The following is an 11,278-nucleotide window of genomic DNA, read 5'->3' as shown; positions in this document are numbered from 1 at the left end:
AGATGTGTATAAGAGACAGGGGGTGTATTCGCATCGACGGCATCGATATCCGCACCGTCACCCTCAAAAGTTTGCGTCGCCAAATTGGCATCGTCCCCCAGGAGATTACCCTCTTTTCCGGCACCATTGCCAGCAACATCGCCTATGGCCAGGAGCACGTTGACCTGGAGGCAGTGCGCCAGGCGGCCCGGGTGGCCAATATTGATAGCTTCATTGAGAGCCTGCCTGAGGGCTACGCTACCCGCATTGGCGAGCGTGGGATCACCCTCTCCGGCGGTCAGCGGCAGCGGCTAGCTATTGCCCGCGCTGTGCTGCTCAACCCCAAGATTCTGATCCTGGACGAGGCGACCTCCGCCTTGGATAACGAGTCGGAAGCCTTGGTGCAGGAGGCCCTGCAGCGGCTCATGCAGCGCTGTACCGTTTTTGTTATTGCCCACCGCCTCTCCACGGTGCGCAGCGCCCATCGCGTTTTTGTCCTCGAAGAGGGGCAACTTCTAGAGCAGGGCAACCCCCGCGAGCTCCTGGTTAAAGGAGGACGCTACGCCCAGCTCCACTGGCGCCAGTTTCAGTAGCTCCTAGAGCCCCCACCGCTGCCGGAAAGGGCAGTAGAACTCTGGGTCTTGGGGTGCACCCCCCGCAACTCCACAGATGGCTGCGGCAAACTCCACTGCCCGCTGCAGCAGTACTGCTTCTGGCCACCTTCGCAGCAGGCCTAGGATGGCCACAGCGCTAAACCCATCCCCTGCCCCTACTGTATCCACCAGCCGTAGCGCTGGCACCGCCTCCGCCCAATACACCCTCTCAGCCGTAAACAAGAACGCCCCTGCCGCCCCCAAAGTTAGGAACAAGCCCTTGAGGCCCAACTGCGCCCGCAAGAGCTGCCCCTGCTCCACCACCTCCCCGCCAGGGATCCCTTCCAGCTGAACCACTTGCTCTAGCTCCGCCTGGTTGAGCTTCAGCCAAGTGCAGGTGCGCAGCATCTCCCGGATGGGGCCTGGGTGCCACCAGGGATCCCGCAAGTTGAGGTCCAAAAACACCGGACAGCCTAAAGCCAGGATGGCCTCCTGGAAATGGCGGTGGGCTGACTCTTGCCGTGCGGCCAGACTACCCCGGTAGAGGAGGCTGGGCTGGAAGGCCCTAAGGACAGCCGGATCCAGCTCGATGAAGTCATAGGCCTGCTCCGGCAGGATGGCAAAGGTTGGGATTCCCTCTCTGTCGAGGGTGACCTGGACTTGACCGGTGGGGTGAGCTGGATCCCGCTGCAGCCCCTCTAGACGTAGCCCCTGCCGCCGCAGCGCCCTCAACACCTGTTCCGCTGCCTCATCCTGGCCAATGCGGCTAATCAGGAGGGGATCCAACCCCAGTCCCTTGAGGTTCCAGGCCACATTCAAAGCGGCTCCTCCCAGCACCACCCTGTCAGGGAAGCAATCCAGAAGAACCTCTCCCAAGATCAGAGGCGGGCCAAGCGGCGCTTCGAGAAGAGCCATCCTGGTTTCTAGAACGCGGGGACGCCGTGCCGCTCGAGAATTTGCTGATAAGTGTTACTGCGGAACCAGCGCTCGATCTCTCGGGCTCGCAGCACCGGCAACGGATGGGTACGGCCAAGGGTTTGGAGTTGCTTGAGCTCCAGTTGCCAGAGATCGCTATCCAGCTCCTCGTAGGTGCGGGCCTGTTCCAGAAAGGCATCCACGTTGAGCTTGGCGGCCAACTGCGGCGAGCCGCCGCACAGCTTCATCAGCACTGAGATTACGGTTCTGGCGTCCTGGGTAACCAGCAGCGCTGCCCGGTCGCAGGTAAACTCAGCACAGCGCAGCCAGTGCAGCAGTTGATCCTGCAGGGCGCGGTAGAACAGGCCGCCAAAGGGGAGCAAGCTGGTGGAGAGCACGAGAAGGTTGGCCATCGTCAGATAGACGCCGTGGTTGCATTTGAGATGGCCCAGTTCATGGGCAATGACAGCTTGCAGTTCCTTTGGCTCCAGCAAATCCAGCAGGGAGCTGTGCAAGACAATGAAAGGCTTTTTCCCCTGCATGGCAAAAGTGTAGGCGTTGGGCACAGGGTTTTGCCGCACATAGAGCTGGGGCACCTCCAGATCCAAAATGCGGCAGGCTTGAACCAAAAGCTGGTAAACTTCCGGCAACTGCTGCTCGTTGATTTGGATACTGGAGGCAATGTTATCCAGGTAAAACATCTCCCCCGCCGTGGAGCCAAGCAAGTTTTGAATTAGCAGGCCTAGGCCCGGCAGTTGCTGCAGAGAGCGGGTGGCTTGCAGATCCACTGGATGGCGAAACTCGTCGGCCCGCAGGCCCAAGAGGAGGCGAGGCTCGCTGGAAGCAGTTGGCATAGAGGGCGCGGAAGACATAGGAGGCTGCAGGAAAACGGTAAGCTTGAGAGGCAAAAAGCAGTAGCGACGCTCCTCCCATTCTGCCTCAACTGGTAGGGGGTAAGGCGGAGCAAGCTATCATGGCTGAGGACAAAGGTGGGAGAAAACCGCGTGGAGGCAAAATCGATCTTGGTGGCGGTTGCCCTGATCCTCTCTTTGGCAAGCTTCTACTTTGGCACCCGCAACGGCTTCTACGACACTGACAAGTATCATGGCAACGGCTCTGCCCACTAGGCGCAAGCACACCGCTCCCCGAGAGGCCGGTAGTGCCGGGGAGGCCTGCGTGCAGCGGTACCTGGAAGGGCAAGGCTGGCAGATCCTGGCCCGGCGGTGGCGCTGCCAGTGGGGGGAGGTGGATCTGGTGGCCTACAAGGCAGGGCTGCTGGTTTTTGTGGAAGTTAAAACCCGCCGCGGCCAGGGCTGGGATCAGGGCGGACTTTTGGCAGTTGGGATGCGAAAACAGCAGTGCTTGATCCGAGCTGCCCAGGCGTTCCTAAGCCAGCATCCCCAGTTAGTGGAAGCAGCCTGCCGCTTCGATGTGGCCCTCGTGGAATATCGGCCTGGTGGTGGCTACGCTTTGGCCGACTATCGGCAGGGAGCTTTTGAGGTGGAGCGGTAGCGCCGCTCATCCAGCCAAGTTTGTAAAATTACGGCCGCCGACTGCTGATCGATTAAACTCTTCTGGGCTTTGGCGGGTATCCCTGCCTGGCGCAGATCCCACTCCGCCTGCACGGTGCTTAGGTACTCGTTAACTGTCTCTATGGGTAAATCCACAGCCGCCTGGAGAGCCCGCACAAAGCGCTGCACCTTGCGGGCTTGGGATCCCACCGAGCCATCGGCCAAAAGAGGGATCCCAACCACCACCACGGTGGCCTGGCGGCGGCGAATCCACGCCTGCACTTGAGCGATATCTTCTGCGAGGGAGCGGCGCTGGATCACCCCCAGGCCAGTGGCCAATAGCCCCAGCCCATCGGAGCCGGCGACACCAATGCGGCGATCGCCCACATCCAGACCCAGCGCCGAAAAGGGCTCCCTTGTGGGAGAATAGTTCAGGCTTGTGGACATCCGGGTTTCCATCTTGGCGACATTGGAACGGCCTCTCCCTGTCTGGAGTCCTCGTTGGGAGTCTTCTCATGAGCAGTGCTACTCTGTCTCTACCTAAGCATGAAGTCAAGGATCTGAGCCTTGCTCCCTTGGGCAAGCAGCGGATTCAGTGGGCGGCGCGGGAGATGCCGGTGCTGGCCCAGATTCGGGAGCGCTTTGCCCAAGAAAAGCCCTTGGCTGGCCTGCGTCTAGTAGCCTGCTGTCATGTCACCACCGAAACTGCCAATCTGGCCTTGACCCTGCAGGCGGGTGGAGCCGAGAGCGTCCTCATTGCCAGCAACCCTCTTTCCACCCAAGACGATGTGGCCGCTAGCCTGGTGGCCGACTACGGCATTTCAGTCTTCGCCATCAAGGGGGAGGATGTGGAAACCTACCGCCGCCATGTCCAGATTGCCCTGGATCACCGCCCCAACCTCATCATCGACGACGGCGGCGATGTAACGGCGGAGCTGGTGCAGCATCGGCAGGAGCAGCTCTCCGAGCTCATCGGCACCACGGAGGAGACCACCACCGGCTTGGTGCGTCTGCGGGCCATGCTTAAAGCAGGGGTGCTCAGCTTCCCGGTGATGACCGTTAACGACGCTGCAACCAAACACCTGTTTGACAACCGCTACGGCACTGGCCAATCCACCCTAGACGGGATTCTGCGCTGTACCAACCTTCTCCTGGCCGGGAAGACGGTGGTGGTGGCCGGCTATGGCTGGTGCGGCAGGGGAGTGGCGATGCGAGCCCGCGGCATGGGATCCCAGGTCATCGTGACTGAGGTCAACCCGGTGCGGGCCCTGGAAGCAGTCATGGACGGCTTTCGCGTTCTGCCCATGGCTGAGGCTGCCCCCCTGGGGGATCTGTTCATCACAGTCACGGGCAACAAGCATGTCCTCCGCGGCGAGCACTTCGACGCCATGAAGGATGGGGCAATGGTCTGCAACGCCGGCCACTTCGATATCGAGATTGACCTAGTGGCCCTGCAGGAGCGGGCCGTTTCCCGGCAGACAGTACGCCCCTTCGTGGAAGAGTACCGTCTTCAATCGGGCAAATCGGTATTCGTGCTGGGAGAGGGCCGGCTCATCAACCTAGCTGCTGCCGAAGGCCACCCGGCTAGCGTTATGGACATGAGCTTTGCTAACCAAGCGCTGGCCTGCGAGTACCTGGTGAAAAACCGGGGTCGGCTGGCTCCAGGGCTGCACCCCATCCCCCCTGAGGTGGACGAGGCCATTGCCCGCCTTAAGCTCAAGGCCATGGGGGTCCAGATCGACAGCCTCACCCCGGAGCAGATTGAGTATGGCAACACCTGGACTGTAGGAACCTAAAATACACGCTGCTGCTAGTGGACTCTTGCCCAGCTTCCCAACTTGAAATGCAGGGGTGCTTCTGATAAGCTCTGGGCGAGGTTCTCCCTGGCTGCAAGTTGGGAGGGGAGGGGGATGGCAGCGCGGGTAGGCATCAATGGTTTTGGCCGCATTGGACGCTTGGTGCTGCGGGCAGCTTGGGGTTGGCCGGAGCTGGAGTTTGCCCACATCAACGAGATCAAGGGCGGGCCTGCTGCCGCAGCTCACCTACTTAAGTTCGACTCGGTGCAGGGCCGCTGGAACCTCGACATCGAGGGATCCGACCAGAAGTTGCGCATCCAGGACAAAATCCTGACCTTTAGCGAGTGCAAATCTCCTGGCGAAGTGCCCTGGGCTGAGTTGGGGATCGACCTGGTGCTGGAGTGTTCAGGGAAGTTTGTGAAAGCCGCAGAGCTAGAGGCCTACTTCAAGGCCGGGGTGCGCAAGGTCATTGTGGCTGCTCCCGTCCAGGACAAAGAGGCCCTCAACATCGTCATGGGCGTCAACGACCACCTCTACGACCCGTCCCGCCACCACCTGCTTACCGCCGCCTCCTGCACCACCAACTGCTTGGCCCCCTTGGTGAAAGTCATCCACGAGGGGATCGGCATCCTGCACGGGGTGATCACCACCGTCCACGCTGTCACCAACACTCAAACGCTGGTGGATGCTCCCCACAAGGATCTGCGGCGAGCCCGCTCGGCTTTGCTCTCCTTGGTGCCCACCACCACCGGTTCTGCCACAGCCATTGGCCTTATCTACCCCGAGTTAAATGGCAAGCTCAACGGCATTGCGGTGCGCGTGCCCCTGCTGAATGCCTCTTTGACCGACGCCGTGTTTGAGGTGAGGCGGCCTACCAGCGTGGAAGAGGTTAATCGTCTCTTAAAAACGGCAGCCGAGGGCGAACTCAAGGGCATCCTGGGCTATGAGGAGTTGCCCTTGGTTTCCGTGGATTTCAAGGGAGATCCCCGCTCCAGCATTGTGGATGCCCTCTCAACCCTGGTGGTGGACGGCACCCAGGTAAAGGTTCTGGCCTGGTACGACAACGAATGGGGCTACGCCAACCGCATGGCGGAATTGGCCCGCAAGGTGGCCCTTAGTCTGTAAGTCCTTTGGAGACCTGCCCATGACTGCTGCCTCAAGCGCCCAAGCGGCTGCTGTGCGCAACTACGCCCTGGTAACCGCTGCCTACTGGGGTTTTACCATCACCGACGGCGCCATCCGCATGTTGGTGCTACTTCACTTCCACAAGTTGGGCTTCACCCCGATTCAGATTGCCATGCTGTTTCTCTTCTACGAGATCTTCGGGGTGATCACCAACTTCCTGGGCGGCTGGATTGGATCCCTCTTTGGCCTGCGGCTGACCCTCTACGGCGGCATTGCCATTCAGATCTTTGGCCTGGTGATGCTGGGGGTGATCAACCTGCAGTGGCCGGTCTGGGGCCAGGTGGCCTATGTGATGACGGCCCAAGCCCTAGCCGGGATCGCCAAAGATCTCACCAAGATGAGCTCCAAGAGCGCCATCCGCCTGGTGGTGCCCAGGGAGGCTGAATCCCGCCTCTTCCGCTGGGTGGCCATGCTGACGGGATCCAAAAACGCCCTCAAGGGGGTGGGGTTCTTTGTGGGAGCGGCCCTGCTGCAGATCTTCACCGAGATCTACGGCGATCCCATGGGCTTCCGCATGGCCAACTTCGTGCAGGCGGGGGCGCTGGCGTTGATCTTCTGTTCGGGGGCGCTGCTGCCAGCAGACATGGGCAAGGTTAAGGCGAAGATCCCCTTCAAACGCCTGTTTTCCAAAAGCCGCGAGATCAACCTTCTCTCAGCAGCCCGCTTCTTCCTGTTCGGGTCGCGGGATGTGTGGTTTGTGGTGGCCCTGCCCGTGTTTCTCTACGACAGCCTGGGCTGGACCTTCATGCAGGTGGGTAGCTACATGGCCATCTGGGTCATCGGCTATGGGATCATCCAGTTTCTGGCGCCGCAGCTGTTGGGAGGGGGTCGCCCGGGCCGCGCGCCCAAGGCCCGCACTCTCCAAATCTGGACGTTTACCTTGACCGCAGTGCCAGCCATCATTGCCACCGCCTTCATGGCCGACCTCCCGCCGGAGTGGGTGGTCACTGGCGGCCTCATCCTCTTTGGGATTGTCTTTGCCTTTAACTCGGCGGTGCACTCTTATCTAGTGCTGGCCTACACGGAAGACGACGACGTAGCCCTCAATGTGGGCTTTTATTACATGGCTAATTCCGGCGGGCGGCTGTTGGGGACGGTAACTTCTGGGATCCTCTTCCAGTTCTACGGATTGGAGGGCTGTCTTTGGTTTTCCACCCTCTTGATCTTGGCGGCGGGGCTGTTTTCGCTGAAATTGCCGGATCCCACCAAAACCCCTGTGGAGTGGGTGGTCAAGCCCGGCGACTGAGTGTCACTCCAGCAGGACCAGGTTATCCCGATGGACAGCGGTATCGACTCCCTCGTAGCCCAAGATGTAGGGGATTTCAGCAGTTTTCCTGCCTTTGATCCGCCGCAGTTCCTCGGCGCTGTAGTTGACTAGGCCCCGCCCCACCTCTCGCCCGCTGGGATCGCACAGGCGCACGGCAGCCCCCGCCTCAAAGTCGCCAGAAACGTCGGTAATCCCCGCTGGCAGCAGCGAGCGCCCCTGCTCACAGATTGCCCGCACGGCTCCCTCATCCAAGGTCAGGGATCCCTCGGGGATAAGGCCGTAGGCAATCCACCGCTTGCGGGCGCTAACCGGCTGAGGAGCGGGCTCAAAGCGGGTGCCAATGGGCTCGCCGGCTAAGATGGCTGGGATCTGGTCGGGCCGTTTGCCGTTGGTGATCACGACCGTCACGCCGGCAGCGGTGGCGATTTGAGCCGCAGCGAGCTTGGTTGCCATGCCGCCGGTGCCCCAGCCACTGTTGCCGTGGGCTTCCGCCTTTACCCGCAAAGGCATGCCGTGCTCCACCCGCTCGATGGGCTCGGCGGAGGGATCGCGGTGGGGATCAGCGGAGTAGAGCCTGTCCACATCGGTGAGGAGGATCAGCCACTTGGCCTGCACCATGCTCGCCACCAGGGCAGAGAGGGAGTCGTTGTCGCCAAACTTCAGCTCCTCCACCGCCACCGTGTCGTTTTCGTTGACGATGGGGATAACCCCCATCTGCAGCAGTTGGGTGAAGGTGCGATTGGCATTGACGTAGCGGCTGCGCTCCACGAAGTCGCCTCGGGTGAGCAGCACCTGGGCAATGGGTTGGTTGAGAGCAGAGAAGAGATCGTCGTAGAGGCGAATCAGCCGTCCCTGACCCACCGCCGCCACCGCCTGCTTTTCCGCAATTGCCGTCGGCCGTTGGCGCAAGCCCAGGCGGGCACAGCCTATCCCCACCGCCCCGGAGGAGACCAGGATTACCGCATAGCCCTGGTTGCGCAGCCGCGTCAGCACCTCCACCAGGGGCCCCAACACGGAAAGGCGCAGGGAGCCCGTCTGCGGATCCGTCAAGCTGGAGGTGCCGATTTTGACGACAATGGTTCCCTCTGTAGCTGCCATATCGCTAACCCTCCCACCCCACTGAACCCTAGAGCCTGGCTTGCCCGCGGGGTCGCTCCGAGGGAGAATATTATAAGTTCGCCTCCCGCTCTCTTTCTTTGCCTGTGAATCCTGTCCGCACCTTTTCGGCCACCAAAGCGGCTTTTTTGAGCGCCTACCCTCGCCCTATTCACCCCGCCTATCGCCGGGTGGTGGAAGAGTTGCTGGTGGAGCTGCACCTAGCCACGGTCAACAGCGCCTTTGTCTACGATCCCTTTTTTGCCCTGGGGCTGGTTACCCTCTACAACGGGCTGATGGAGACTTACCCTTCTCCTGAGCAGCGCGAGGTCATCTTCAACGCCCTCTGTAAGGCTCTCCACCTCAAGCCGGAGGTGGTGCGCAGGAATGCCCGTGACCTGCTGGAGCTCCTGCGCAGTGGGGATCCCCAGCAGCGCTACAACCTGCTCTGCCTCAAACCAGAGGCGGAGGATGTGGGGGGGCTAAAGGCCATTTTGCAGCGCATGACCCAGCCTCCCTATGCCTACAGCCGAGTTTTGGCCGTTGGCCTCTACACGGCCTACGAGGCAGTAGCTGCCTCCCTCTATAAGGATCCCGAAGAGCGCAGCCGCCGCTTTCTGGAGGAGGTGATTAGGAAGCTGCCTTTCTCGCCAGAGAGGGTGAAAAAAGACCTGGAGCTCTACCGCAGCAGCTTGGACCGCCTGAAGCAGGCGCGCGCTGCTCTCGAGGAGATGGTAAAAGCGGCCCGGCGTCAACAGGAACGTCGCCAGTCGGCGGCTTCCCTGCCCGGCGGCTCCACCGCCGATCCCCCAAGATCCAGCAGCTAGGCCAAGTAAGCAATCCAACTCTCGACTACCTCTGGCGAACCATACCAGCATCGCGCGCCGCGGCCCGAGTGGTAGCAATTGGGAAGGGTGAGGTTGATAGCTCCCGGCAGATGGGCCGCCTCGATGGGAGTGATGCCATCTCCCCAGAGTTCTCCCTGGCCGGCAGTGAGCCGGTAGCTGTTGTAGGCTAGCCAGCTGAGGTAGTGCTCTCGCCGCCACAGGGATCCCCAGCCCACGCGCCGTCCTTGGATGGCCTTGCCAGCCACGCACACGTACTTGACCTGAGGCCAGAAGGCGCCTGGGTAGTGGGTGTTCACAAAGTCCAGGTTGCGCCTTGTCCAGCGCTCCCGGCTGGTGTGAGGGGATCCCAGGCTAATCAGGGTGGCCACGTGATCCCGCCCTTGCCAGACCTGACCTCCGTAGGGCACCGATCCCAGGTAGATGCGAGCAATCCAGCCGCCAGCGGAGTGGGCCACCAAGTTCACCTGCTCAGCTCCAAACTCGGCCTGGGTACGTCGGACAGTGGCCTGGAGAGCCCGCAAGATAGGCGTGACCGGCCTTCCTCCCAGGGTGGGCAGCCAACTGGCTACCCGCAGCGGTACCACTCGCGCTGGATAGCCACGCTTCTCCAGCTCCCGGCGCAAAGGCTCGTACTCCGAGGCGCCCGCCAGATAACCCGGCAAGATCACTGTGGGCAGGGGAGCCATGGGCTATCGTGGGTACCAAAACATGCCCTTGATCCCCTCGGGGTCGGCCGTAAAGCCAAGCCGCTCGTAGAAGCTGACCACTTCCCGGTCGGCAAAGAGGGTGATGTTGCTGATGTCCTGGGCGCGCAGCTCCTGAATGACCTTTTCCATCAGCCGCCTGCCCAGCCCCCGGCCCTGAAACTCAGGATGGACCACTACATCCCAAATGGTGGCGTTGAAGGCATGGTCCGAGGTGGCGCGGGCAAAGCCAATGAGACGTCGGTAGCTGCCCCGCTGCTGCCACATCGAGACCACCAAAAAACTGTGCTGCAGAGCTTTCCTAACTTTGTGGATGGGGCGACGCGACCACCCTACTGCATCGCAAAGCTCTTCCAGCTCGTACACATCTACGTTGGGATCCAGGCTAAAGACAATAGTCTCCCCCCCCACCGCCACCGTCTCCTGGCGAGGGGCAGGTGTAGCCGTTTGCGTTGACGCTTTGGCGGTGGCAGCCCCTGCTGACCCAAACAGGCCTTTCCAAAAACCCATGAGTGGAGTAAAAGCCCACCTCTGTGAGCATGTCCCCAGTATAGCCAGGATTGGCAGCAGAAACGGCCAGTCTGCCCAGGTGCTTCCCTGTCGGCCTGGAGAAGATTTTGAGGGAGACTTATAATTCAGGCTGGCCGGCGAGAAGTTTTATGGCTCCCCCTGGCACTGGCACCCTCGTCAATGCCCTCGCCATCCTCTTGGGCAGCGGCCTTGGCTGGGTTCTAGGCCGTCGTTTGCCAGAGCGCATCAGCCAAACCCTGCTCCAAGCTATGGGCTTGCTGGTGTTGGTTCTGGGGATGCAAATGGCCCTTACCCTCAGCAGCGCCGCCCAGGCAGTCACGGTCTTGCTGGCCTTGATCGGGGGAGCTTGGCTGGGGGAATGGAGCGATCTCGAGGCTGCCTTTGAGCGGCTGGGACAAGCTTTAGAAAAGCAGGTGAGCCGCTGGCTGGGCCCTAGCCCCATTGCTTGCGCCTTCGTGGCCCCCAGCATTCTCTTTTTGGTTGGGCCCATGACGCTGCTGGGATCCATCCAGGATGGCCTGGGGGATCCCTCGCTGCTCCTGGTCAAAGCTGCCCTGGATGGCATAGCCACCCTGGCTTTTACCGCCAGCCTTGGCTGGGGTACGCTGTTTTCCGCCCTGCCGGTGCTCCTGGTTCAGGGAGGAGTGGCCCTGCTGGCGCGACAACTGCAGCCCCTGCTGCGTCCAGACCTGCTTGCGGCCCTGGAGGCCACCGGTGGGATCCTCATCCTAGGTATTGGCATTAACCTGCTTGGCCTAGCGCGCCTGCGGGTGGCCAACCTGTTGCCGGCTTTGCTGATTGTGGAGCTGCTGGTGGGATTCTTCCCGCTGTGGGATCTTGACCTCTAGTCTGTC

14 protein-coding genes are annotated in these 11,278 nt (G+C 61.3%); 8 read left to right on the top strand and 6 right to left on the bottom strand.

All coding sequences use genetic code 11. The annotated features are described in order from the left end of the window. A partial coding sequence (locus tag NW804_RS07000; protein WP_414423186.1) for an ABC transporter ATP-binding protein occupies positions 1-572 on the top strand: 572 nt, incomplete at its 5' end. A gap of 3 nt (positions 573-575) precedes the next feature. On the opposite strand, the gene NW804_RS06995 is transcribed toward NW804_RS07000, so the two are convergent. Beyond that, complete coding sequence (locus tag NW804_RS06995) at positions 576-1,487, bottom strand: carbohydrate kinase family protein (RefSeq protein WP_414411910.1); 912 nt, start codon at positions 1,485-1,487, stop codon at positions 576-578. 8 nt (positions 1,488-1,495) lie between these two features. Then, positions 1,496-2,359: a M48 family metallopeptidase gene (locus tag NW804_RS06990; RefSeq protein WP_414421079.1), complete on the bottom strand. Its 864-nt coding sequence runs from the start codon at positions 2,357-2,359 to the stop codon at positions 1,496-1,498. Positions 2,360-2,491: 132 nt separating this feature from the next. Here NW804_RS06990 and NW804_RS06985 point away from each other — a divergent pair, with 132 nt between their 5' ends. Continuing rightward, on the top strand, positions 2,492-2,614 hold the full coding sequence (locus NW804_RS06985) for a hypothetical protein (protein ID WP_414396121.1): 123 nt from the start codon (positions 2,492-2,494) through the stop codon (positions 2,612-2,614). Next, a complete protein-coding gene (locus NW804_RS06980) occupies positions 2,592-2,999 on the top strand; it encodes a YraN family protein (RefSeq protein WP_414423185.1) in 408 nt (135 codons plus the stop codon). The genes NW804_RS06985 and NW804_RS06980 overlap by 23 nt, the downstream gene beginning before the upstream one ends. Here the strand turns inward: NW804_RS06980 and ruvX are convergent. Further along, the gene (gene ruvX / locus NW804_RS06975; RefSeq protein ID WP_414423184.1) at positions 2,966-3,445 is read right to left on the bottom strand and encodes a Holliday junction resolvase RuvX; all 480 of its coding nucleotides are present in this window, start codon (positions 3,443-3,445) and stop codon (positions 2,966-2,968) included. The genes NW804_RS06980 and ruvX overlap by 34 nt on opposite strands. Before the next feature lie 68 nt (positions 3,446-3,513). On the opposite strand from ruvX, the gene ahcY reads away from it, so the two are divergent. The 3 genes from ahcY (at position 3,514) to arsJ (ending at position 7,225) form a co-directional block, all read left to right on the top strand. Then, entirely contained in the window at positions 3,514-4,794 is a 1,281-nt protein-coding gene (ahcY, locus tag NW804_RS06970; RefSeq protein WP_414423183.1) for an adenosylhomocysteinase, read from the top strand. Positions 4,795-4,908: 114 nt separating this feature from the next. Continuing rightward, positions 4,909-5,919: an ArsJ-associated glyceraldehyde-3-phosphate dehydrogenase gene (locus tag NW804_RS06965; protein ID WP_414423182.1), complete on the top strand. Its 1,011-nt coding sequence runs from the start codon at positions 4,909-4,911 to the stop codon at positions 5,917-5,919. Positions 5,920-5,938: 19 nt separating this feature from the next. After that, positions 5,939-7,225 (top strand): organoarsenical effux MFS transporter ArsJ, encoded by a 1,287-nt coding sequence (gene arsJ / locus NW804_RS06960; RefSeq protein WP_414410224.1) that lies wholly within the window; start codon positions 5,939-5,941, stop codon positions 7,223-7,225. Positions 7,226-7,228: 3 nt separating this feature from the next. Here the strand turns inward: arsJ and proB are convergent, their stop codons facing one another. Beyond that, a complete protein-coding gene (proB, locus tag NW804_RS06955) occupies positions 7,229-8,344 on the bottom strand; it encodes a glutamate 5-kinase (protein WP_414423181.1) in 1,116 nt (371 codons plus the stop codon). A 104-nt stretch (positions 8,345-8,448) separates the two neighbouring features. Between proB and psb29 the strand changes: the two genes are divergently transcribed. Then, entirely contained in the window at positions 8,449-9,168 is a 720-nt protein-coding gene (psb29, locus tag NW804_RS06950; protein ID WP_414410223.1) for a photosystem II biogenesis protein Psp29, read from the top strand. Here the strand turns inward: psb29 and NW804_RS06945 are convergent. Together NW804_RS06945 and NW804_RS06940 are read right to left on the bottom strand one after the other, a co-directional pair. Beyond that, the gene (locus NW804_RS06945) at positions 9,165-9,875 is read right to left on the bottom strand and encodes an esterase/lipase family protein (RefSeq protein ID WP_414395985.1); all 711 of its coding nucleotides are present in this window, start codon (positions 9,873-9,875) and stop codon (positions 9,165-9,167) included. The genes psb29 and NW804_RS06945 overlap by 4 nt on opposite strands. Positions 9,876-9,878: 3 nt before the next feature. Beyond that, entirely contained in the window at positions 9,879-10,403 is a 525-nt protein-coding gene (locus NW804_RS06940; protein WP_414395987.1) for a GNAT family N-acetyltransferase, read from the bottom strand. A gap of 149 nt (positions 10,404-10,552) precedes the next feature. Between NW804_RS06940 and NW804_RS06935 the strand changes: the two genes are divergently transcribed. After that, positions 10,553-11,272, top strand: a complete 720-nt coding sequence (locus tag NW804_RS06935) for a DUF554 domain-containing protein (RefSeq protein WP_414423180.1) — start codon at positions 10,553-10,555, stop codon at positions 11,270-11,272. Positions 11,273-11,278 lie beyond the last annotated feature (6 nt).

It is taken from the genome of Synechococcus sp. WC10meta, assembly GCF_047461475.1.
Note: the sequence above shows the minus strand (reverse complement) of the source record. Positions and strands in the feature narration are given on the sequence as shown.